Source organism: Streptococcus sanguinis, from assembly GCF_008329445.1.
In the GTDB taxonomy this organism is placed as follows: Bacteria; Bacillota; Bacilli; order Lactobacillales; family Streptococcaceae; genus Streptococcus; species Streptococcus sanguinis_O.
Map to the genome: position 1 here is coordinate 122,528 of NZ_VIBR01000005.1, position 20,476 is coordinate 143,003.

A 20,476-nucleotide genomic window follows, 5' to 3' on the forward strand; every position below is an offset into this window, starting at 1 on the left:
CTATAGAGCTGACAGTGGGTCTGGGGTCTTCGCCTCAGGCCTACTTTCATAAATGTCAGCATTAGTCATGCGGTGTTTTAATATTTTTTAGAAAAAGAACGGACAGAAGGGCTTTCTTAGGCGCTTTGTGGTAAAATAGTAACAGAATTAAAAATTTGGAGAGTAAAGATGAAACGTTCTATGTATGCTGGGCGTGTTCGCAAGGAACATGTTGGTCAGGAAGTCACTTTAAAGGGCTGGGTAGCTCGCCGTCGGGATTTGGGCGGTCTGATTTTCATTGATTTGCGCGACCGCGAAGGCATTATGCAGCTGGTCATCAATCCTGAGACTGTGGCTGCTGAAGTCATGGCGACCGCAGAAAGCCTGCGCAGTGAGTATGTGCTGGAGGTGACAGGTAAGGTGGCTGCGCGTGAGCAGGCCAATGACAAGCTGGCGACAGGAAGCGTGGAGCTACATGTGGAAAGCCTGACTGTCTTAAACACAGCCAAGACAACGCCTTTTGAAATCAAAGACGGCATCGAGGTGAATGACGATACGCGTTTGCGCTACCGTTATCTGGACTTACGCCGGCCAGAGATGCTGGAAAACTTCAAGCTCCGTGCCAAGGTGACTCACTCTATCCGCAACTATCTAGATGAGCTGGAGTTTCTTGATGTGGAAACACCTTTCCTATCTAAGTCAACGCCAGAAGGAGCGCGTGATTACTTGGTACCTAGCCGGGTTCATCAGGGACATTTTTATGCTCTGCCTCAGAGTCCGCAGATTACCAAGCAGCTCTTGATGAACGCTGGTTTTGACCGTTATTACCAGATTGTTAAATGCTTCCGAGATGAGGACTTGCGCGGTGATCGTCAGCCAGAGTTTACTCAGGTAGACTTGGAGACTTCTTTCTTGTCTGATCAGGAGATTCAGGACATTACAGAAGGCTTGATTGCTCGTGTGATGAAAGAGACCAAGGGTATTGAGGTGACTCTGCCTTTCCCGCGTATGAAGTATGATGATGCCATGGCTCTTTATGGGGTTGATAAACCTGATACCCGTTTTGAGATGTTGTTGCAGGACTTGACAGAGCTTGTCAAGGGAGTTGACTTCAAGGTCTTTTCAGAAGCTCCAGCTGTCAAAGCTATCGTAGTGAAAAATGCTGCAGATAAATACTCTCGCAAGGATATCGACAAGCTGACAGAACAAGCGAAACAGCATGGTGCTAAAGGTCTTGCTTGGGTGAAAGTGGCTGATGGTGAGCTGGCTGGTCCAGTTGCTAAGTTCTTGACAGACTTGACAAGTCAGTTGACAGAAGCTTTACAGCTTGAAAATAATGACCTAATTCTCTTTGTTGCTGATACTTTGGAAGTGGCAAACGCTGCTTTGGGAGCTCTTCGTGTACGCTTGGCCAAAGAGCTGGACTTGATTGACCAAGATACATTTAACTACCTTTGGGTGGTGGACTGGCCCATGTTTGAATGGTCAGAAGAAGAGGGTCGCTACATGAGTGCCCACCATCCTTTTACCCTGCCTCAGAAAGATTCTGAGCAAGAGCTGGAAGGCGACCTGAGCAAGGTGCGGGCTGTGGCCTATGATATCGTCCTCAATGGCTATGAACTGGGCGGCGGCAGTCTTCGGATCAACCAGAAAGACTTGCAGGAGCGGATGTTCAAGGCACTTGGCTTCTCAGCTCAAGAAGCTGCTGAGCAGTTTGGCTTCCTTTTGGAGGCTATGGACTATGGTTTTCCACCGCATGGTGGCTTGGCTCTGGGCTTGGACCGCTTTGTGATGCTCTTGGCTGGTGAAGAAAATATCCGCGAAGTCATCGCCTTTCCGAAAAATAATAAGGCTTCTGATCCAATGACACAGGCACCTAGTCCAGTGTCGGTAGCTCAACTAGAGGAATTAAGTTTACAAGTGGAAGCACATGAAGAAGACTAATTTTTACAAACTCTTTCGCTATTATGTCCGCAGATTTGCTTATAATTTTAAGATTTTGCGGTCTTTAAAGAGTATCTCGCGTGAGAAGTACGATGAGAAGATTTCTGCCTCGCTTGTCTATGGCTTTTTGTCAGCTGTCGCAGTCAATTTCTTCTTTCAGCCGGGGCATGTTTATTCCAGCGGGGCGACTGGTTTGGCGCAGGTCATTACTGCCCTCAGTACTCGTTTCTTTGGTTTTACCATTCCGGTTTCTGTGACTTTTTACGCCATCAATATTCCGCTGATGATCCTGGCTTGGTACCAGATTGGGCATAAATTTACCATTTTCACCTTTATCACGGTTACCATGAGCTCGCTTTTTATCCAGTTTGTGCCGGAAGTGACTTTGACTGATAATCCTATTATCAACGCCCTTTTCGGTGGTGTGGTCATGGGCACAGGGATTGGCTTTGCCCTTAAGTCCAGTATTTCCAGCGGTGGGACTGATATTGTCAGTCTGACTGTTCGGAAAAAAACAGGTCGGAATGTCGGGAATATTTCCTTGATTGTCAATGGGATTATTATGCTGATTGCGGGTTTGACCTTTGGCTGGGAATATGCGCTGTACTCCATGATTACTATTTTTGTATCAAGCCGAGTGACAGATGCTGTCTTTACCAAGCAGAAGCGCATGCAGGCAATGATTATCACCAGTCATCCAGATAGGGTGATTGATAAGATTCACAATAAGCTGCATCGTGGGGCGACAGTAATCCATGGTGCTGAGGGAACTTATAATCATGAGAAAAAAGCTGTTCTGGTGACGGTTATTACCCGAGCTGAGTTTAATGAATTTAAGCAAATCATGAAGCAGACCGACCCAGCTGCCTTCGTCTCCGTTGCAGACAATGTCCATATCTTGGGACTCTTTGTTGAGGAGTGAAGATATTCATTAATCTTGGGAATGCGAAGTAGTATAGTGTGGGAGTTTGTGCTTAAAATAAGGTTTTGTGATAGGAGATTCATATGCGGTAGGACAATAGTCCCACCGCTTTCTATTCTCTATGGTGGAGAGTAGATATTGCAAGTAAGAAAGGATATACAAATGCAGGAGATTTTCAGATTATGACGACCTATAAAAAAATTATGAATATTGCCTTGCCGGCTATGGCGGAGAACTTTTTACAGATGCTCATGGGAATGGTCGACAGCTATCTGGTAGCCAGTCTTGGGCTGATTGCGATTTCCGGTGTCTCGGTGGCCGGCAACATCATTACGATTTATCAGGCAATCTTTATCGCTCTGGGGGCTGCTATTTCCAGTCTCATCTCCAAAACTCTGGCTCAAGGGGACAAGGAGCGTTTGGCCTATCATACAGCCGAGGCTATCAAGCTGACGCTGCTTCTGAGCCTTCTGTTGGGGCTGATTTCCCTGCTCTTTGGCAGGCAGATGCTGGATCTTCTGGGGACAGAAAAGGCGGTGGCTGAAGCAGGCGGTCTTTATCTGGCTCTGGTTGGTGGGACTATTGTTCTGCTAGGCTTGATGACTTCTTTTGGAGCTTTAGTGCGAGTTACACGCAATCCTAGATTTCCCATGTATGTCAGTCTTCTGACCAATGTCCTCAATGCCCTCTTTTCCGGTCTGGGGATTTACGTCTTTCGGCTTAGTATTTTCGGTGTAGCGCTGGGAACGGTGCTGGCTCGTTTGGTCGGTATGCTGATTCTCTGGCGGGAGCTGGATTTGTCCATGATCCGCTGGAGCTGGGGCTTAGATGGAGAGCTCTTGCGCCTGTCTCTGCCGGCTGCTGGAGAACGGCTCATGATGCGGGCTGGTGATGTAGTTATTATCGCCATTGTGGTCGTCTTTGGGACGGACGCAGTAGCGGGGAATGCCATCGGTGAAGTTCTGACGCAGTTTAATTATATGCCAATCTTCGGGGTCGCAACAGCAACAGTCATGTTGGTGGGGCATGCGGTAGGTGAGGGAGATATGCAAGAGGTCGGTCTGATTCGCCAGCGGACCTTCTGGCTGTCTTTTGCTTGCATGCTGCCCGTGGCTCTAGGAATTTTCGTTTTTGGTCGGCCACTGACCTTGCTCTATACGGATAATAGCGGAGCTATCACAGCCAGTCTTTCGGTCATGCTTTTCTCCCTGCTGGGAACTCCCATGGCAGTGGGAACCGTGATTTACACAGCTATCTGGCAGGGTCTGGGCAATGCCAGACTGCCTTTTTATGCCACGACTGTTGGCATGTGGCTGATTCGTATTATTGCCGGTTACTTGCTGGGTGTGACCTTTGGCTTGGGTCTGCCAGGAGTCTGGACTGGGATGCTCTTGGACAATGGCTTCCGCTGGCTATTTTTAAAGGTTTTATTTGACAGAAAAATGAGGGAAATCACATGAAAAAAGCGTTTATTTGGGATTTGGACGGCACCTTGCTGGATTCCTACGATGCTATTTTGGCGGGGATTGAGGAAACCTACGCTCACTATGGTCTGGACTTTGACAGAGCGAGTATTCACAGCTATATCCTAAAGCACTCTGTCCAGAAGCTCTTGGAAAAAGTAGCGTCTGAGAAGGGGCTGGATGCTGCCGAGATGAATGTCTTTCGTGGAGCAAGCCTAAAGGAGAAAAATGCTCAGATCCATCTGATGGAGGGAGCAGCGGAGATACTGGCTTGGGCTGAGGAGCAGGGCATCACCCAGTTTGTCTATACCCACAAGGGGCTCAATGCCCACCAAATCTTGGAAGACTTGGGCATTCATGACTATTTTACAGAAATCATTACAACAGCCAATGGCTTTGAGCGCAAGCCTCACCCAGAAGGTGTCGATTATCTGATCGAGAAGTATGGCCTGGATAAGCAGGAAACCTACTATATCGGCGACCGGACCCTGGATGTGGATGTCGCAGTCAACAGTGGCATCCAGAGCATTAACTTCTGTGACTACCGACCAGAAATCAATCAGAAAATAGAGAAGTTGGTGGATATCAAGCAACTATTTACAAGATAAAAAGCAGACCAGAACTGATCTACTGTCAGTCTAGCCTGCTTTTTCTTTTACATATGCTCAATGTGAAGTTCTAGCAAGAACTCAAGAGCCTCTGGAGAACAGTTTTCTTTTTCAATTGCGAAACCAGTGTTCTCTCCTATCAAGATATAAAAATCTTGCTTTGTCATAATGACTTTGACAATATCATCATAGGTATAGTGAAATTCTCCGCGTATATTTCTTGCGATAAAAGCCTCTCTGTCAAATATCAGAGTGACCTCCATGTTCTGAAATAAAGGATTTTTTTGATAAGCCCTCTTTATCTGATAATTCATGCCAAAATAGTACACGGAGGCGCAAATAGGGGGAGCCAGTATGATGGATATTATCTTTTCCTCTAATGGGCCGAGCATTACGTAGGTGAACAGCCCGATTATCAGTATGATTATGTATAATACAAATCCTTTTCGTCGTATGAGAATAGCCCATGAAAATCTTTTATAAACTTCTTCAGTCATAAGAGTTGTAATACGGATTGGAAACATCTTTTACCTCCAGTTTTTATTATTATACCATATATGAGCGATAAGATTTAGCCGAGCCTTGCTAGGCGATACGATATTTTATAGGAGGTGAGTGATTTTTTCGTTTTTACCTAAAACTAGCACATCTGGCATGGAAAGATTATGCCAGAAGTTATAATCAATGCTGGAGTCGAATGCGCTTAGTAAAATGCAGATAAGGTTACCATGAGAGCTAATGATAATCTCTTCGTCTTGATGTTTGCTTTCCAGTTCATGAAGAAGAGCTAAGGCTCGCTGTTGAGCTTGTTGATTAGACTCGCCACCAACAAGTGAAAATGTTGGCTGTGACCAAAGTTTCATGAGGGCTTTTTCAAAGTCTTGATCCGTAATTACTTGGCTGCTTAGCTTTCGCTCTATTAGCCGTTTGTCGGTTTGAATAGCGAGTTTCAGACTCTGAGCCAAAGATTCAATCGTTTGGATGGCTCTTTGATAGGGGCTGGAATAAATGGCGGTAATGGGTTTGTCTGCTAAAAAGTCAAGCTGTGCCAAGGATTCTCGCCCTTTGTCTGATAATGGTCGGTTGATTTCATCAGGTGTATAGTTAGAATGCGCATGACGGATAAAATAGTAGGTGTTGTTCATAAAATGATTATAGCAAAATTTAAATCTTCATTCATTTTCTACCTATTTTTCACGCCGCCTTTTCTGCCTTTGTCCGCCTTTCGTGTTATAATAAACCTATGGAAAAAAAGAATAAGTTATTATTAATCGACGGTTCGTCCGTTGCTTTTCGCGCTTTTTTTGCGCTTTATAATCAAATTGACCGTTTCAAGAGTCCATCGGGCCTGCATACCAATGCCATTTATGGCTTTCACCTCATGCTCAATCATCTCTTGGAGCGCGTGCAGCCGACTCATGTCCTGGTAGCTTTTGATGCTGGTAAGACGACCTTCCGGACCGAGATGTACGCCGACTATAAGGCTGGTCGGGCCAAGACACCGGATGAATTTCGTGAGCAGCTGCCCTTTATCCGAGAAATGTTGAAGCACCTGGGCATTCACTTCTATGACTTGGCTCAATACGAGGCGGATGACATCATCGGAACCTTGGACAAGATGGCTGAAAAGACAGCTGTGCCTTATGATGTGACCATTGTCAGTGGCGATAAAGACTTGATTCAGCTGACGGATGATAATACCGTGGTGGAGATCTCTAAGAAAGGCGTGGCCGAGTTTGAGGAATTTACCCCAGCCTACCTCATGGAAAAGATGGGCATCACGCCAGAGCAGTTTATTGACCTCAAGGCGCTGATGGGCGATCAGTCGGATAATATCCCCGGCGTGACCAAGATTGGTGAGAAGACTGGTCTCAAGCTCCTCTTGGAGTACGGCTCTTTGGAAAATCTCTATGAAAACATTGACCAGCTCAAGGCTTCCAAGATGAAGGAAAATCTGATCAATGACAAGGACAAGGCCTTTTTATCTAAAACTCTAGCTACTATCAATACTCAGGCTCCGATTGAAATCGGACTGGATGATTTAGTTTATAAGGGTCCGCAGGTAGAGGCTCTGAGCAAGTTCTATGACGAGATGGGCTTCAAGCAGCTCAAGGCTCAGCTAGGAACTAATCAGGAGCCAGTAGAAGTCAAACCAATTGAATTTACCAAAGTGACTGAGGTGACAGCGGATATGCTGGTACCAGAGCAATTCTTCTATTTTGAAATCTTGGGTGACAACTATCACAAGGAAGAGATTGTCGGCCTTGCCTGGGGCGATAGCCGTCAGATTTATGTCGGTTCCAGCGATTTACTACAGCAACCTCTCTTTCAGGAGTTTTTGGCAGAAACAGCTCTGAAAACTTACGATATCAAGCGGGCCAAGGTATTGCTCAGTCATTATGGTATCGAACTGCCAGTAGCAGCCTTTGATGCGCGCCTAGCCAAGTATCTGCTTTCGACGGTCGAGGATAATGAGCTGGCGACTATTGCTCGCCTCTACGGCCAAACAATCCTGCCGACGGATGATGAGGTTTATGGCAAGGGGGCCAAGCGTGCTCTGCCGGAGCAAGAGCAGCTCTTTGAGCATCTAGCTCGTAAAATCCAAGTGTTGCTGGAAACAGAAGAGCCAATGCAAGAACAGCTCCGTTCCCACGATCAGCTGGATTTGTTGCTTGAAATGGAGCAGCCACTAGCCTTTGTCCTAGCCAAGATGGAGATTGCGGGAATCAAGGTTGAGCGGGAAACCCTGCAGGGCATGCAGGCGGAAAATGAAAAGACGCTGGAAAGTCTGACGCAGGAGATTTATGATCTGGCTGGTCAGGAGTTCAATATTAACTCACCAAAACAGCTGGGAACCATTCTCTTTGAGGATATGGGCTTGCCGCTGGAGTATACCAAAAAGACCAAGACAGGCTACTCGACAGCGGTTGGCGTGCTGGAGCGTTTAGCACCGATAGCACCGATTGTGTCTAAGATTCTGGAATACCGTCAAATCAGCAAGCTCCAGTCCACTTATATCATCGGCCTGCAGGAGGCGATAGCGGCTGACGGTAAGATTCACACTCGCTATGTTCAGGATTTGACTCAAACGGGCCGCTTGTCCTCGGTTGATCCGAACTTGCAGAATATCCCCGTTCGTTTGGAGCAGGGGCGTCTCATTCGCAAGGCCTTTGTGCCAGAGTGGGCAGACAGCGTACTTCTCAGCTCGGATTATTCCCAGATTGAGCTGAGGGTGCTGGCTCACATTTCGCAGGACGAGCATCTGATTGCTGCCTTTCAACATGGAGAAGATATTCACACGGCTACCGCCATGCGGGTCTTTGGTATTGAAAAGGCAGAGGATGTGACACCTAATGACCGCCGTAATGCCAAGGCTGTCAACTTCGGAGTTGTTTATGGAATTTCAGACTTCGGACTGGCCAATAATTTGGGAATTTCCCGCAAGGCTGCCAAAGATTATATTCAGACTTATTTTGAGCGTTTCCCTGGTATCAAGAATTATATGGAAACCATCGTCCGCGAAGCGCGTGATAAGGGCTATGTAGAGACCATTTACCATCGCCGTCGCTCCTTACCGGACATCAATTCCCGCAACTTTAACATCCGAAATTTTGCGGAGCGCACAGCTATTAACAGCCCAATCCAAGGCTCCGCCGCAGACATTCTCAAAGTCGCTATGATTAATCTGGACCGAGCTCTGACAGAGAAGAATTTCAAGTCTCGCATGCTCTTGCAGGTGCACGATGAAATCGTGCTGGAAGTGCCAAATGACGAGCTAACAGCCGTCCGCCAGCTAGTCAAAGAAACTATGGAAGCTGCGATTGAGCTGGCCGTTCCACTAGTGGCTGATGAAAATGCCGGCCAAACTTGGTACGAGGCGAAGTAAGATAAGATACAAAGAGCGTCAAAACCGACTGAAAATTAGGAATCCGGACGAAGGATCGATGCCATAGAACGGATTATCTATTTTCCAAGGTTTTAGCTCGTGTTTAGCCCAGATTCAGTTAGGACACAATACTTGCAAAACTATCTAGCTTTATTATGAATGAGGAGGAAGCCCATGACTTATCATTTTCAAAATCCCAGTGATGCAATCGTCAAGCATTATTTGAAAAACAGCAAAGTGATTGCTGTTGTCGGACTGTCTGACCGTGAAGAAACGACCAGCAACCGTGTGTCCAAGGAGATGCAGGAGCGGGGCTATCGCATTATTCCAGTCAATCCGCGGGCAGCGGGCGGTCAGATTTTTGGTGAGACTGTTTATGCCAGTCTTAAAGACATTCCTTTCCCGGTGGATATTGTCGATGTATACCGTCGCAGTGAGTTTTTGCCGGATGTGGCACTGGATTTTCTGCAGTCGGATGCCAAGATTTTCTGGGCTCAGTTGGGCTTGGAGAGCGAGGAGGCTGAGCAGATTTTGCGGACAGCCGGTCGGGATGATATTGTCATGGATCGCTGCATTAAGCGCGAGCATACCCGCTTGATTCTGGGCGAATAAGATGGCCAAGTTAGTTATCATTCGTGGAAATTCCGGCTCTGGCAAGTCTAGCCTGGCCAGAAAACTGCAGACTCACTACGGCCGAGGGACTCTCTTGATATCGCAAGACACTATTAGACGAGACATGCTCAAGGAAAAAGTTGAGCCGGGAAATTTGTCTATTGACCTGACGGAAACACTGGCTCGCTTCGGCTACGAGCATGATTTGCTGGTTCTGGTAGAAGGATTTTATGAGACAGACATTTATGGACAGATGCTAGAGGAGTTGAAAAAGCTCTTCGCTCCGCAGGTCTTTGCTTACTACTATGACCTATCCTTTGAAGAAACTGTCCGTCGCCATCAGACTAGAGCGAAACAAGAAGAATTTACCCCAGCCGACATGAAGCGCTGGTGGAAAGACCGAGACTTCTTAGACTGGGAAGAGGAAGTCTTTTTTACAGATGAGGATTCACTAGAGGCAGCCTTTGACAAAATCTGCTCTGCCCTGGACAAGACAGAATATAATAGTAAATAAAAAAACAACTCACAAGCTTAGGACAAGGAGTCCTGTGCCTGTGGGTTGTTTTCATGTGAGATTGCGTTTTCTTTTTTCAATTCTTCATAAAAGAGAATGTAAGCAGTCGCTGTATAAGGGAGAACTATAAAATTCAGCAAGCCGTAAGTTAATCTGGCCAATAAATTCCAGCCGATGAAGCTCAGATTAAGCATAAAAAGCTTTCCTTTATAGCCTTTCATTAGCTTCCGGCTTTGACGGATAGCATAGAAAGCTCCCTGGTAACTCCCAGCCTCAAGCTGGTCATAGAGGATGAACTCTGCTTGAGCATAAGCATAGTACTGAGGGATGGCAATACCTAAGCCAGTGAATATCAAGAGGGTTCCCAGTAACATACCAGGGGTGTATTGAAGAATCTGCTGGCCTGCAGCACTTTGAGCCGTCACTACTGTATGGGCTGGGATTTTTTCCGAAATAGAGAGGATTTTATAAGCATTAAAGATTGCTAGAAGACTCCCGCAGAACATAGGAATATTCCAAAGAAAAATCAGCAGCTGCTTGAGTAAAACCGTCTTGAAGACAGGTGTGAAAGTCTTGCTCGTAAAAAGATGTCCTATATCTGAAAAGTTGACATCATCCTTTGTCTTACGAAGAACCCTCATCATGGTATAGCTGGCAGAAAGCAGTAGCAAAGTCAAGATAAACTGAATTGTTGTCGGGAAAAGATTTTTACTAATGAGAAGATAGATGGACTGGCTAAAAGTTAGGTTGGGAATGGAATCTCTTAGATTGTCATTGAGGGAAAGTAAGATGCTGAGGATGCTGACAAGGGTTGGGGCCGTAAACAAAAGAAAAATCCCTCTCGTTTGACCGCGGACAGTACGAGCCTGAGCTCTGATGTTGCTTAGATTCATAATTCCTCCATTTGGATTTGTCTGTTACATTATATCATACCCCGTGACAGATAGAAGTTTTTTTGGTAAAATCATACGGTATCTTGTGAGCCCTTGCTGCTCATTATATAGAAGAAAAATCGCTGGGACTGTTTTTCCCAGCAGGAGGAAACATGTCAACATCACCGATTCAATATCGTTTGATTAAAAAAGAAAAGCATACAGGTGCTCGTTTGGGGGAAATTATCACGCCTCACGGGACTTTTCCGACGCCTATGTTTATGCCGGTTGGTACCCAGGCGACGGTCAAGACCCAGTCACCAGAAGAGCTCAAGCAAATGGGTTCTGGTATCATCTTGTCCAATACTTACCACCTCTGGCTGCGGCCGGGCGATGAGCTGATTGCTCGTGCAGGTGGCTTGCACAAGTTCATGAACTGGGATCAGCCAATTCTGACGGATAGCGGTGGTTTTCAGGTCTATTCTCTAGCTGACAGCCGCAATATCACAGAAGAAGGAGTAACTTTCAAGAACCACCTCAATGGATCTAAGATGTTCCTATCGCCAGAAAAGGCCATTTCCATCCAGAACAATCTGGGCAGTGACATTATGATGTCCTTTGATGAATGCCCGCAGTTCTACCAGCCCTATGACTATGTCAAGAAGTCCATTGAGCGGACTAGCCGTTGGGCAGAGCGTGGACTCAAGGCCCACAGCCGTCCACACGACCAAGGACTCTTTGGGATTGTTCAGGGTGCTGGATTTGAAGATTTGCGTCGTCAGTCTGCTCAAGACTTGGTCAGCATGGATTTTCCGGGCTACTCAATTGGAGGACTGGCAGTTGGTGAATCTCACGAAGAGATGAATGCAGTGCTGGACTTCACAACTCCCCTACTGCCTGAAAACAAGCCTCGCTACCTCATGGGAGTTGGGGCGCCAGATAGCTTGATTGATGGGGTTATCCGTGGCGTTGATATGTTTGACTGCGTCCTGCCGACTCGGATTGCCCGAAACGGTACCTGTATGACCAGCGAAGGACGTCTGGTTGTTAAAAACGCTCGGTTTGAGGAAGATTTCACGCCGCTTGACCACAACTGTGACTGCTACACATGTACCAACTACACGCGGGCCTATATCCGCCACTTGCTCAAAGCGGACGAGACCTTCGGCATCCGCCTGACCAGCTATCATAATCTCTACTTCTTGGTAAACCTTATGAAGAAGGTGCGCCAAGCTATCATGGATGACAACCTGCTGGAATTCCGCGAAGACTTTATTGAGCGCTACGGCTACAATAAATCCAGCCGAAATTTCTAAGAATCTCCATTTGAAAGGAGAAGCCATGTCTGATGAAGAGAAATTGCTGAAAAGATTGACAGCGTATCTGTCAGACGACCAAAAACATACCCTTCGTATTTATGGTCATGGTGCTTCGGGGAAGTCGACTTTTGCTCGAAAACTCCAGCTAGCCTTGAGTGAGGACCGAGCCAATCTGCTGGAAACAGATCCTTATGTAATTACTGGAGAGTATCGCGATTTGCTTAGTTCCAAAGATTTTCCTCATCAAAAAGTCACAGCCTGTCTCCCAGCCGTTCATGAACTCGGGAGTCTGGAGCGAGATATTTGTGCCTTGCAGTCTGGTCTGGATATTCTGACCATTGGCACAGCTTGGTCGCCTAGCTTGCGTTTGTCTGCCCGAAAGCCTATTTTAATAGTAGAAGGCATGTCGGCTGCCTTTTTGCCTGAAAGTTTGTTTGATTTGTCAATTTGCTTTTACACGGACGATCAGACTGAGTTAGGACGACGCTTGGCACGGGATGTGGCTGTGCGAGAGCGCAGGCCAGAGTGGATAGAGCAGACGCATCTGGCTCGACGAGAGCAATATAGGCACTTTTATCAACCCTATCTAGCAGCTGCAGACCTTGTCATCTGCCAGTCGGGCAATAGCTTTCGCATTGAAAAGAACAGTCCCTTGTTATAAAACAAAGTAGCCAAGGGTAAATTTTCGTTTCTAATCTCACTGATGTGCGTCAGTGAGATTTTGTATTTTCTGAATACAAACTCGAATAAATAAGTTAAAAGTCTAAATTTTCTTCTCTATAATGATTTACAAGACTTATAAATTGTTTAGAAAACACTTTCATAAAAAATTATCCTAAAAATCTTTAAAAAATTACTCAAATCCCTTGCAATGACTGGTTCTTTGTGTTAAGATACTATGGTGCTGTAAAAATACAGCGTGTAGCTTTGATGCAAGAGGTTGCGACACGCTCGGTTGCATTGCCACGCAATCACCTGTCGGTTTTCTTGTGGAGCTAGCCTATTATCTTAAATAGACGAAAAGGAGAAAAAGATGGCAAACAAAAAAATCCGCATCCGTTTGAAAGCTTACGAACATCGTACACTTGATACAGCGGCTGCAAAAATCGTAGAAACTGCTACTCGTACTGGTGCTGAAGTTGCGGGTCCAATCCCACTTCCAACTGAGCGCAGCCTCTACACAATCATTCGTGCGACTCACAAATACAAAGACTCTCGCGAACAATTTGAAATGCGTACTCACAAACGCTTGATCGATATCATCAACCCAACTCAAAAAACAGTTGACGCTTTGATGAAACTGGATCTTCCAAGTGGTGTGAACGTAGAGATTAAACTTTAATCTGAAGTTTGATCTAAACCAGAGCATGAAAAACGCTCGTTAAAAACTTTTTGAAAAAAATTATAGAAAAGGAAACATTTTCTCATGACAAAAGGAATCTTAGGGAAAAAAGTGGGAATGACTCAAATCTTCACTGAAGCTGGCGAATTAATCCCTGTAACTGTTGTTGAAGCAGCTCCAAACGTTGTTCTTCAAGTTAAAACAGTTGAAACAGATGGTTACAACGCAGTTCAAGTTGGTTTTGATGATCTTCGTGACGTATTGAGCAACAAACCTGCCAAAGGCCATGTAGCGAAAGCTAACACAGCTCCTAAGCGCTTCATTCGTGAATTCAAAAACATTGAAGGCTTGGAAGTAGGAGCAGAAATCACTGTCGATACATTCGAAGCTGGTGATGTTGTTGATGTAACAGGAACTTCAAAAGGTAAAGGTTTCCAAGGTGTTATCAAGCGCCACGGCCAATCTCGTGGTCCAATGGCTCACGGTTCACGCTACCACCGTCGTCCTGGTTCAATGGGACCAGTTGCGCCAAACCGCGTGTTCAAAAACAAACGCTTGGCTGGACGTATGGGTGGCAACCGTGTAACGATTCAAAACCTTGAAATCGTACAGGTTGTTCCAGAGAAGAACGTTATCCTGATTAAAGGTAACGTACCAGGTGCTAAGAAATCTCTTATCACTATCAAGTCAGCAGTTAAAGCTGGTAAATAATAAAGAAAGGGGAAATCAGTCACAATGGCAAACGTAAAATTATTTGACCAAACTGGTAAAGAAGCTGGTGAAGTAGTTCTGAACGATGCGATCTTTGGTATTGAACCAAATGAATCAGTTGTCTTTGATGTTATCATCAGCCAACGCGCTAGCCTTCGTCAAGGAACTCACGCTGTTAAAAACCGTTCTGCAGTATCAGGCGGCGGACGCAAACCATGGCGTCAAAAAGGAACTGGACGTGCTCGTCAAGGTTCTATCCGCTCTCCACAATGGCGTGGTGGTGGTATCGTATTCGGTCCAACTCCTCGTTCATATGCTTACAAACTTCCACGTAAAGTTCGTAGATTGGCATTGAAATCAGTTTACTCTGAAAAAGTTGCTGAAAACAAATTCGTAGCTGTAGACAGCCTTTCATTTACAGCTCCAAAAACTGCTGAGTTTGCAAAAGTGCTTGCTGCACTGAGCATCGATACGAAAGTTCTTGTTATCCTTGAAGAAGGAAATGAATTCGCTGCACTTTCAGCTCGCAACCTTCCAAACGTGAAAGTTGCAACTGCAACAACTGCAAGCGTTCTGGACATCGTAAACAGCGATAAACTTCTGGTTACTCAGGCAGCTATCTCTAAAATCGAGGAGGTTCTTGCATAATGAATTTGTACGACGTAATCAAAAAACCTGTTATCACTGAAGGCTCAATGGCTCAGTACGAAGCAGGCAAATACGTATTTGAAGTGGACACTCGCGCTCACAAGCTCTTGATCAAGCAAGCTATTGAAGCTGCTTTTGAAGGAGTTAAGGTTGCTAACGTTAACACTATCAATGTAAAACCAAAAGCAAAACGCGTTGGACGCTACACTGGTTTTACAAACAAAACTAAAAAAGCTATCGTAACACTGACAGCTGATTCTAAAGCAATCGAGTTGTTCGGTGCAGAAGAAGAATAATCTAAGGAGGAAATATCGTGGGAATTCGTGTTTATAAACCAACAACAAACGGTCGCCGTAATATGACTTCTTTGGATTTCGCTGAAATCACTACCAGCACTCCAGAAAAATCTTTGCTTGTTTCTTTGAAGAGCAAGGCTGGTCGTAATAACAACGGTCGCATCACTGTTCGTCACCAAGGTGGCGGTCACAAGCGTCACTACCGTTTGATTGACTTCAAGCGTAACAAAGACGCTGTTGAAGCAGTTGTAAAAACAATTGAGTATGATCCAAATCGTTCAGCAAACATCGCTTTGGTTCACTACACTGACGGTGTGAAGGCTTATATCATCGCTCCTAAAGGTCTTGAAGTTGGTCAACGCATCGTTTCAGGTCCTGAAGCAGATATCAAAGTCGGAAACGCTCTTCCGCTTGCTAACATCCCAGTTGGTACTTTGGTTCACAATATTGAGTTGAAACCAGGCCGCGGTGGAGAATTGGTTCGTGCTGCTGGAGCTTCTGCTCAAGTATTGGGTCAAGAAGGTAAGTACACTCTTGTTCGTCTTCAATCAGGCGAAGTTCGTATGATTCTTGGTACTTGCCGCGCTACAGTTGGTGTTGTTGGAAACGAACAACATGGACTTGTAAACCTTGGTAAAGCAGGACGTAGCCGTTGGAAAGGTATCCGCCCAACAGTTCGCGGTTCTGTAATGAACCCTAACGATCACCCACACGGTGGTGGTGAAGGTAAAGCACCAGTTGGTCGTAAAGCGCCATCTACTCCATGGGGCAAACCTGCTCTTGGACTTAAAACTCGTAACAAAAAAGCGAAATCTGACAAACTTATCGTTCGTCGTCGCAACGAGAAATAAATTAAAACAATCTATCCGCCAGCTCGGTAGCGCTGCTTAGTCAGCGCAGGCCGCTGTGGTACTTATTTAAAGGAGAAAATATAAAATGGGACGCAGTCTTAAAAAAGGACCTTTCGTCGATGAGCATCTGATGAAGAAAGTTGAAGCTCAAGCTAACGACGAAAAGAAAAAAGTCATCAAAACTTGGTCACGTCGTTCAACGATCTTCCCAAGTTTCATTGGTTACACAATCGCAGTTTATGACGGACGTAAACACGTGCCTGTTTACATCCAGGAAGACATGGTAGGTCACAAGCTTGGTGAATTTGCGCCAACTCGTACTTACAAGGGTCACGCTGCAGACGACAAGAAAACACGTAGAAAATAAGGAGAACATAAATGGCAGAAATTACTTCAGCTAAAGCAATGGCTCGTACAGTGCGTGTTTCACCTCGTAAATCTCGTCTGGTTCTTGACAATATTCGTGGTAAAAACGTCGCTGACGCAATCGCAATCTTGAAATTCACTCCAAATAAAGCTGCTGGCATTATCGAAAAAGTTTTGAACTCTGCAATCGCTAATGCTGAAAACAACTTTGGTTTGGAAAAAGCAAACTTGGTAGTATCTGAAGCTTTCGCAAACGAAGGACCAACTATGAAACGTTTCCGTCCGCGCGCTAAAGGTTCAGCTTCACCAATCAACAAACGCACAAGCCACATCACTGTGGTCGTTGCAGAAAAATAAGGAGGTAACATCGTGGGTCAAAAAGTACATCCAATTGGTATGCGTGTCGGCATCATCCGTGATTGGGATGCCAAATGGTATGCTGAAAAAGAATACGCGGATTACCTTCATGAAGATCTTGCAATCCGTAAATTCGTTCAAAAAGAATTGGCTGACGCAGCGATTTCAACTATTGAAATTGAACGCGCAGTAAACAAAGTAAACGTTTCTCTTCACACTGCTAAGCCAGGTATGGTTATCGGTAAAGGTGGAGCAAACGTTGATGCACTACGTGCAAAACTCAACAAATTGACTGGAAAACAAGTCCACATCAACATCATCGAAATCAAGCGTCCTGACTTGGATGCGCATCTGGTTGGTGAAGGAATTGCTCGCCAGCTTGAGCAGCGTGTTGCTTTCCGTCGTGCTCAAAAACAAGCTATCCAACGTACAATGCGTGCAGGAGCTAAAGGAATCAAAACTCAAGTATCAGGTCGTTTGAACGGAGCAGATATTGCCCGCAGCGAAGGTTACTCTGAGGGAACTGTTCCGCTTCACACTCTTCGTGCGGATATCGATTACGCTTGGGAAGAAGCTGACACTACTTACGGTAAACTGGGTGTTAAAGTCTGGATCTACCGTGGAGAAGTCCTTCCAGCTCGTAAAAACACTAAAGGAGGTAAATAACCAATGTTAGTACCTAAACGTGTTAAACACCGTCGCGAATTCCGTGGAAAAATGCGCGGTGAAGCTAAAGGCGGAAAAGAAGTAGCATTTGGAGAATACGGTCTTCAAGCAACTACTAGCCACTGGATCACTAACCGCCAAATCGAAGCTGCCCGTATCGCTATGACTCGTTACATGAAACGTGGTGGTAAAGTTTGGATTAAAATCTTCCCACACAAATCATACACTGCAAAAGCTATCGGTGTACGGATGGGATCTGGTAAAGGTGCTCCAGAAGGTTGGGTTGCGCCAGTTAAGCGTGGCAAAGTAATGTTTGAAGTTGCTGGCGTTTCAGAAGAAATCGCTCGCGAAGCGCTTCGCCTTGCAAGCCACAAACTTCCAGTTAAATGTAAATTCGTAAAACGTGAAGCAGAATAAGGAGAAGGCATGAAACTTAATGAAGTAAAAGAATTTGTTAAAGAACTTCGTGGTCTTTCTCAAGAAGAACTCGCGAAGCGTGAAAATGAATTGAAGAAAGAATTGTTTGATCTTCGTTTCCAAGCAGCTGCTGGCCAATTGGAGCAGACAGCTCGCCTGAAAGAAGTGAAAAAACAAATCGCTCGTATCAAAACTGTTCAATCAGAAGTTAAATAATAGACTAGGGAAGGAGAATTTCAATGGAACGCAATAATCGTAAAGTTCTTGTCGGACGCGTTGTTTCTGATAAAATGGACAAAACAATCACAGTTGTAGTTGAAACTAAACGTAACCACCCAGTCTATGGTAAACGTATTAACTACTCTAAGAAGTACAAAGCACATGACGAAAACAATGTTGCCAAAGAAGGCGATATCGTTCGTATCATGGAAACTCGTCCGCTTTCAGCTACAAAACGCTTCCGTCTTGTAGAAGTCGTTGAAGAAGCGGTTATCATCTAATCAAACCAGAAAGGAGAAAACTTAAATGATTCAAACAGAAACTCGTTTGAAAGTTGCCGACAACAGCGGCGCTCGCGAAATCTTGACAATCAAAGTTCTTGGTGGCTCAGGACGTAAGTTCGCTAACATCGGTGATGTAATCGTTGCGTCTGTAAAACAAGCTACTCCTGGTGGTGCGGTTAAGAAAGGTGACGTTGTAAAAGCTGTTATCGTTCGTACTAAATCAGGTGCTCGTCGTAAAGATGGTTCATACATCAAATTTGACGAAAACGCTGCAGTCATCATCCGTGAAGACAAAACTCCTCGCGGAACTCGTATCTTCGGCCCAGTTGCTCGCGAATTGCGTGACGGCGGCTTCATGAAGATCGTATCATTGGCTCCAGAAGTACTTTAATCAAAATTAACAAACACAGTCCCCTGACAAAAGTCAGGGTGCCCCTATGGGCGTAAGAATTAAGAGGAGAAATAAATGTTTGTAAAAAAAGGCGACAAAGTTCGCGTAATTGCTGGTAAAGACAAGGGTGTTGAAGCGCTTGTTGTTACAGCTCTTCCAAAAGTAAACAAAGTTGTTGTTGAAGGTGTAAACATCGTTAAGAAACACCAAAAACCAAATAACGAAAACCCTCAAGGTGCTATCGTGGAAAAAGAAGCACCAATCCATGTGTCAAACGTTCAAGTTCTTGACAAAAATGGTGTTGCAGGACGTGTTGGCTACAAGTTTGTAGACGGCAAAAAAGTTCGTTACAATAAAAAATCAGGCGAAGTGCTTGACTAATCACGAAGGAAAGGAGAAGTATAATGGCAAATCGTTTAAAAGAAAAATATCTTAAAGAAGTAGTTCCTGCTTTGACTGAAAAGTTCAACTACTCATCTGTTATGGCTGTGCCAAAAGTGGATAAAATCGTTTTGAACATGGGTGTCGGTGACGCTGTATCAAACGCTAAAAACCTTGAAAAAGCTGCTGAAGAATTGGCTCTTATCTCAGGTCAAAAACCACTTATCACTAAAGCTAAAAAATCAATCGCCGGCTTCCGTCTTCGTGAAGGTGTAGCGATCGGTGCTAAAGTAACCCTTCGTGGCGAACGTATGTATGAATTCTTGGATAAATTGGTTTCAGTTTCTCTTCCACGTGTTCGTGACTTCCACGGTGTTCCAACAAAATCTTTTGATGGACGCGGAAACTACACACTTGGTGTGAAAGAACAATTGATCTTCCCAGAAATCAACTTTGATGACGTTGATAAGACTCGCGGTCTTGACATCGTTATCGTAACAACTGCTAACACTGACGAAGAGTCACGCGAATTGCTTACAGGCCTTGGAATGCCTTTTGCAAAATAATATAGGAGGTAAAACAAATGGCTAAAAAATCAATGATTGCTAAGAACAAACGCCCAGCTAAGTTCTCTACGCAAGCTTATACTCGTTGTGAAAAATGTGGCCGTCCACATTCCGTTTACCGCAAGTTTAAACTTTGCCGTGTTTGCTTCCGTGAATTAGCATACAAAGGACAAATCCCTGGCGTTACCAAAGCATCTTGGTAATTCTAGCTTCCAATTCCGTCATGATTCTTCGTTATCGGCTTTTGCCTAACTTTAGTTATGCCTGCAAGCCGATGCCTAGACTCACTTAGGAATTGAAACCTAGAAACATATTCTGAGCATAGCTCAATCATTAACTAGCAAGTGCAGCTTGCAAACTACTAGTAAGAGGAGAAATATAAAATGGTTATGACTGACCCAATTGCAGACTTTTTAACTCGTATTCGTAATGCTAACCAGGCAAAACATGAAGTACTTGAAGTACCTGCATCAAACATCAAAAAAGGGATTGCTGAAATCCTGAAACGTGAAGGTTTTGTAAAAAACGTTGAAATCATCGAAGATGACAAACAAGGCATCATCCGCGTATTCCTTAAATACGGACAAAATGGTGAAAAAGTTATCACTGGTTTGAAACGCGTTTCAAAACCAGGTCTGCGTGTTTACAAAAAACGCGAGGATCTTCCAAAAGTTCTGAACGGACTTGGAATTGCTATCCTTTCAACATCTGAAGGCTTGCTGACTGATAAAGAAGCACGCCAAAAGAATGTTGGTGGAGAAGTTATCGCTTACGTTTGGTAATATTTAGCTCCCAATTTCCTTGTGACTCTTCGTTATCGTCTCTTGCCTAACCCAAAGTTATGCCTGCGAGACGATGCCTA

General features: G+C 44.9%; 28 protein-coding genes. 25 read left to right on the forward strand and 3 right to left on the reverse strand.

What is annotated here, in order from left to right:
• Window positions 1–168 precede the first annotated feature (168 nt).
• From aspS to FKX92_RS11015, 4 genes are all read left to right on the forward strand, one after another.
• Window positions 169–1,923: an aspartate--tRNA ligase gene (aspS, locus tag FKX92_RS11000; protein ID WP_149566328.1), complete on the forward strand. Its 1,755-nt coding sequence runs from the start codon at window positions 169–171 to the stop codon at window positions 1,921–1,923.
• A complete protein-coding gene (locus FKX92_RS11005; protein ID WP_004190308.1) occupies window positions 1,910–2,845 on the forward strand; it encodes a YitT family protein in 936 nt (311 codons plus the stop codon). Before aspS ends, FKX92_RS11005 begins: the two co-directional genes overlap by 14 nt.
• Before the next feature lie 182 nt (window positions 2,846–3,027).
• On the forward strand, window positions 3,028–4,305 hold the full coding sequence (locus FKX92_RS11010) for an MATE family efflux transporter (protein ID WP_149566329.1): 1,278 nt from the start codon (window positions 3,028–3,030) through the stop codon (window positions 4,303–4,305).
• Window positions 4,302–4,916 (forward strand): HAD-IA family hydrolase, encoded by a 615-nt coding sequence (locus tag FKX92_RS11015; protein ID WP_149566330.1) that lies wholly within the window; start codon window positions 4,302–4,304, stop codon window positions 4,914–4,916. The genes FKX92_RS11010 and FKX92_RS11015 overlap by 4 nt, the downstream gene beginning before the upstream one ends.
• Window positions 4,917–4,963: 47 nt before the next feature.
• Here FKX92_RS11015 and FKX92_RS11020 read toward each other — a convergent pair whose 3' ends face one another.
• Window positions 4,964–5,440, reverse strand: a complete 477-nt coding sequence (locus FKX92_RS11020; RefSeq protein ID WP_149566331.1) for a YcxB family protein — start codon at window positions 5,438–5,440, stop codon at window positions 4,964–4,966.
• A gap of 78 nt (window positions 5,441–5,518) precedes the next feature.
• Window positions 5,519–6,061: a histidine phosphatase family protein gene (locus FKX92_RS11025; RefSeq protein WP_149566332.1), complete on the reverse strand. Its 543-nt coding sequence runs from the start codon at window positions 6,059–6,061 to the stop codon at window positions 5,519–5,521.
• 98 nt (window positions 6,062–6,159) lie between these two features.
• Here FKX92_RS11025 and polA point away from each other — a divergent pair, with 98 nt between their 5' ends.
• The 3 genes from polA to FKX92_RS11040 all read left to right on the forward strand — a co-directional run bounded on the left by polA (window position 6,160) and on the right by FKX92_RS11040 (window position 9,928).
• A complete protein-coding gene (gene polA, locus FKX92_RS11030) occupies window positions 6,160–8,802 on the forward strand; it encodes a DNA polymerase I (protein WP_149566333.1) in 2,643 nt (880 codons plus the stop codon).
• 174 nt (window positions 8,803–8,976) lie between these two features.
• Entirely contained in the window at window positions 8,977–9,414 is a 438-nt protein-coding gene (locus FKX92_RS11035) for a CoA-binding protein (protein ID WP_149566334.1), read from the forward strand.
• Window position 9,415: 1 nt separating this feature from the next.
• The gene (locus FKX92_RS11040) at window positions 9,416–9,928 is read left to right on the forward strand and encodes a kinase (protein WP_149566335.1); all 513 of its coding nucleotides are present in this window, start codon (window positions 9,416–9,418) and stop codon (window positions 9,926–9,928) included.
• Window positions 9,929–9,945: 17 nt separating this feature from the next.
• On the opposite strand, the gene FKX92_RS11045 is transcribed toward FKX92_RS11040, so the two are convergent.
• Window positions 9,946–10,821, reverse strand: coding sequence for a DUF975 family protein (locus FKX92_RS11045; RefSeq protein WP_002899663.1), 876 nt, complete (start codon window positions 10,819–10,821; stop codon window positions 9,946–9,948).
• A 152-nt stretch (window positions 10,822–10,973) separates the two neighbouring features.
• Between FKX92_RS11045 and tgt the strand changes: the two genes are divergently transcribed.
• From tgt to rpsH, 18 genes are all read left to right on the forward strand, one after another.
• Entirely contained in the window at window positions 10,974–12,116 is a 1,143-nt protein-coding gene (tgt, locus tag FKX92_RS11050) for a tRNA guanosine(34) transglycosylase Tgt (protein WP_002899664.1), read from the forward strand.
• A 25-nt stretch (window positions 12,117–12,141) separates the two neighbouring features.
• On the forward strand, window positions 12,142–12,780 hold the full coding sequence (locus FKX92_RS11055) for a uridine kinase family protein (RefSeq protein WP_149566336.1): 639 nt from the start codon (window positions 12,142–12,144) through the stop codon (window positions 12,778–12,780).
• Between the two features lie 372 nt (window positions 12,781–13,152).
• Window positions 13,153–13,461 (forward strand): 30S ribosomal protein S10, encoded by a 309-nt coding sequence (gene rpsJ, locus FKX92_RS11060; RefSeq protein WP_002894478.1) that lies wholly within the window; start codon window positions 13,153–13,155, stop codon window positions 13,459–13,461.
• An 84-nt stretch (window positions 13,462–13,545) separates the two neighbouring features.
• On the forward strand, window positions 13,546–14,172 hold the full coding sequence (gene rplC / locus FKX92_RS11065) for a 50S ribosomal protein L3 (protein ID WP_002894479.1): 627 nt from the start codon (window positions 13,546–13,548) through the stop codon (window positions 14,170–14,172).
• Window positions 14,173–14,196: 24 nt separating this feature from the next.
• Entirely contained in the window at window positions 14,197–14,820 is a 624-nt protein-coding gene (rplD, locus tag FKX92_RS11070) for a 50S ribosomal protein L4 (RefSeq protein ID WP_002907496.1), read from the forward strand.
• Window positions 14,820–15,116: a 50S ribosomal protein L23 gene (locus FKX92_RS11075; protein ID WP_002922993.1), complete on the forward strand. Its 297-nt coding sequence runs from the start codon at window positions 14,820–14,822 to the stop codon at window positions 15,114–15,116. Before rplD ends, FKX92_RS11075 begins: the two co-directional genes overlap by 1 nt.
• Before the next feature lie 17 nt (window positions 15,117–15,133).
• Window positions 15,134–15,967 (forward strand): 50S ribosomal protein L2, encoded by an 834-nt coding sequence (gene rplB / locus FKX92_RS11080; protein WP_002894482.1) that lies wholly within the window; start codon window positions 15,134–15,136, stop codon window positions 15,965–15,967.
• Between the two features lie 85 nt (window positions 15,968–16,052).
• On the forward strand, window positions 16,053–16,334 hold the full coding sequence (gene rpsS, locus FKX92_RS11085; protein WP_000533766.1) for a 30S ribosomal protein S19: 282 nt from the start codon (window positions 16,053–16,055) through the stop codon (window positions 16,332–16,334).
• An 11-nt stretch (window positions 16,335–16,345) separates the two neighbouring features.
• Window positions 16,346–16,690, forward strand: a complete 345-nt coding sequence (rplV, locus tag FKX92_RS11090) for a 50S ribosomal protein L22 (RefSeq protein WP_002894484.1) — start codon at window positions 16,346–16,348, stop codon at window positions 16,688–16,690.
• A gap of 12 nt (window positions 16,691–16,702) precedes the next feature.
• The gene (gene rpsC, locus FKX92_RS11095) at window positions 16,703–17,356 is read left to right on the forward strand and encodes a 30S ribosomal protein S3 (RefSeq protein ID WP_002894486.1); all 654 of its coding nucleotides are present in this window, start codon (window positions 16,703–16,705) and stop codon (window positions 17,354–17,356) included.
• 3 nt (window positions 17,357–17,359) lie between these two features.
• A complete protein-coding gene (gene rplP, locus FKX92_RS11100) occupies window positions 17,360–17,773 on the forward strand; it encodes a 50S ribosomal protein L16 (RefSeq protein ID WP_000960948.1) in 414 nt (137 codons plus the stop codon).
• A gap of 9 nt (window positions 17,774–17,782) precedes the next feature.
• A complete protein-coding gene (gene rpmC / locus FKX92_RS11105; protein WP_002894488.1) occupies window positions 17,783–17,989 on the forward strand; it encodes a 50S ribosomal protein L29 in 207 nt (68 codons plus the stop codon).
• A gap of 23 nt (window positions 17,990–18,012) precedes the next feature.
• A complete protein-coding gene (gene rpsQ / locus FKX92_RS11110) occupies window positions 18,013–18,273 on the forward strand; it encodes a 30S ribosomal protein S17 (RefSeq protein ID WP_000440801.1) in 261 nt (86 codons plus the stop codon).
• Between the two features lie 25 nt (window positions 18,274–18,298).
• Complete coding sequence (rplN, locus tag FKX92_RS11115; protein ID WP_002894494.1) at window positions 18,299–18,667, forward strand: 50S ribosomal protein L14; 369 nt, start codon at window positions 18,299–18,301, stop codon at window positions 18,665–18,667.
• A gap of 75 nt (window positions 18,668–18,742) precedes the next feature.
• Complete coding sequence (gene rplX / locus FKX92_RS11120) at window positions 18,743–19,048, forward strand: 50S ribosomal protein L24 (protein ID WP_002894497.1); 306 nt, start codon at window positions 18,743–18,745, stop codon at window positions 19,046–19,048.
• Window positions 19,049–19,071: 23 nt separating this feature from the next.
• Window positions 19,072–19,614 (forward strand): 50S ribosomal protein L5, encoded by a 543-nt coding sequence (gene rplE, locus FKX92_RS11125; protein WP_002894499.1) that lies wholly within the window; start codon window positions 19,072–19,074, stop codon window positions 19,612–19,614.
• A gap of 17 nt (window positions 19,615–19,631) precedes the next feature.
• Window positions 19,632–19,817, forward strand: a complete 186-nt coding sequence (locus tag FKX92_RS11130) for a type Z 30S ribosomal protein S14 (protein WP_001085697.1) — start codon at window positions 19,632–19,634, stop codon at window positions 19,815–19,817.
• 180 nt (window positions 19,818–19,997) lie between these two features.
• Window positions 19,998–20,396, forward strand: coding sequence for a 30S ribosomal protein S8 (gene rpsH / locus FKX92_RS11135; RefSeq protein ID WP_148887770.1), 399 nt, complete (start codon window positions 19,998–20,000; stop codon window positions 20,394–20,396).
• Window positions 20,397–20,476: the final 80 nt, after the last annotated feature.

Excerpts from the sequence above, each read along its gene's own strand:
- aspS (WP_149566328.1), top strand. The coding sequence starts at position 169 with ATGAAACGTTCTATGTATGCTGGGCGTGTTCGCAAGGAACATGTTGGT.
- FKX92_RS11005 (WP_004190308.1), top strand. The coding sequence starts at position 1,910 with ATGAAGAAGACTAATTTTTACAAACTCTTTCGCTATTATGTCCGCAGA.
- FKX92_RS11010 (WP_149566329.1), top strand. The coding sequence starts at position 3,028 with ATGACGACCTATAAAAAAATTATGAATATTGCCTTGCCGGCTATGGCG.
- FKX92_RS11015 (WP_149566330.1), top strand. The coding sequence starts at position 4,302 with ATGAAAAAAGCGTTTATTTGGGATTTGGACGGCACCTTGCTGGATTCC.
- FKX92_RS11020 (WP_149566331.1), bottom strand. The coding sequence starts at position 5,440 with ATGTTTCCAATCCGTATTACAACTCTTATGACTGAAGAAGTTTATAAA.
- FKX92_RS11025 (WP_149566332.1), bottom strand. The coding sequence starts at position 6,061 with ATGAACAACACCTACTATTTTATCCGTCATGCGCATTCTAACTATACA.
- polA (WP_149566333.1), top strand. The coding sequence starts at position 6,160 with ATGGAAAAAAAGAATAAGTTATTATTAATCGACGGTTCGTCCGTTGCT.
- FKX92_RS11035 (WP_149566334.1), top strand. The coding sequence starts at position 8,977 with ATGACTTATCATTTTCAAAATCCCAGTGATGCAATCGTCAAGCATTAT.
- FKX92_RS11040 (WP_149566335.1), top strand. The coding sequence starts at position 9,416 with ATGGCCAAGTTAGTTATCATTCGTGGAAATTCCGGCTCTGGCAAGTCT.
- FKX92_RS11045 (WP_002899663.1), bottom strand. The coding sequence starts at position 10,821 with ATGAATCTAAGCAACATCAGAGCTCAGGCTCGTACTGTCCGCGGTCAA.
- tgt (WP_002899664.1), top strand. The coding sequence starts at position 10,974 with ATGTCAACATCACCGATTCAATATCGTTTGATTAAAAAAGAAAAGCAT.
- FKX92_RS11055 (WP_149566336.1), top strand. The coding sequence starts at position 12,142 with ATGTCTGATGAAGAGAAATTGCTGAAAAGATTGACAGCGTATCTGTCA.
- rpsJ (WP_002894478.1), top strand. The coding sequence starts at position 13,153 with ATGGCAAACAAAAAAATCCGCATCCGTTTGAAAGCTTACGAACATCGT.
- rplC (WP_002894479.1), top strand. The coding sequence starts at position 13,546 with ATGACAAAAGGAATCTTAGGGAAAAAAGTGGGAATGACTCAAATCTTC.
- rplD (WP_002907496.1), top strand. The coding sequence starts at position 14,197 with ATGGCAAACGTAAAATTATTTGACCAAACTGGTAAAGAAGCTGGTGAA.
- FKX92_RS11075 (WP_002922993.1), top strand. The coding sequence starts at position 14,820 with ATGAATTTGTACGACGTAATCAAAAAACCTGTTATCACTGAAGGCTCA.
- rpsS (WP_000533766.1), top strand. The coding sequence starts at position 16,053 with ATGGGACGCAGTCTTAAAAAAGGACCTTTCGTCGATGAGCATCTGATG.
- rplV (WP_002894484.1), top strand. The coding sequence starts at position 16,346 with ATGGCAGAAATTACTTCAGCTAAAGCAATGGCTCGTACAGTGCGTGTT.
- rplP (WP_000960948.1), top strand. The coding sequence starts at position 17,360 with ATGTTAGTACCTAAACGTGTTAAACACCGTCGCGAATTCCGTGGAAAA.
- rpmC (WP_002894488.1), top strand. The coding sequence starts at position 17,783 with ATGAAACTTAATGAAGTAAAAGAATTTGTTAAAGAACTTCGTGGTCTT.
- rpsQ (WP_000440801.1), top strand. The coding sequence starts at position 18,013 with ATGGAACGCAATAATCGTAAAGTTCTTGTCGGACGCGTTGTTTCTGAT.
- rplN (WP_002894494.1), top strand. The coding sequence starts at position 18,299 with ATGATTCAAACAGAAACTCGTTTGAAAGTTGCCGACAACAGCGGCGCT.
- rplX (WP_002894497.1), top strand. The coding sequence starts at position 18,743 with ATGTTTGTAAAAAAAGGCGACAAAGTTCGCGTAATTGCTGGTAAAGAC.
- rplE (WP_002894499.1), top strand. The coding sequence starts at position 19,072 with ATGGCAAATCGTTTAAAAGAAAAATATCTTAAAGAAGTAGTTCCTGCT.
- FKX92_RS11130 (WP_001085697.1), top strand. The coding sequence starts at position 19,632 with ATGGCTAAAAAATCAATGATTGCTAAGAACAAACGCCCAGCTAAGTTC.
- rpsH (WP_148887770.1), top strand. The coding sequence starts at position 19,998 with ATGGTTATGACTGACCCAATTGCAGACTTTTTAACTCGTATTCGTAAT.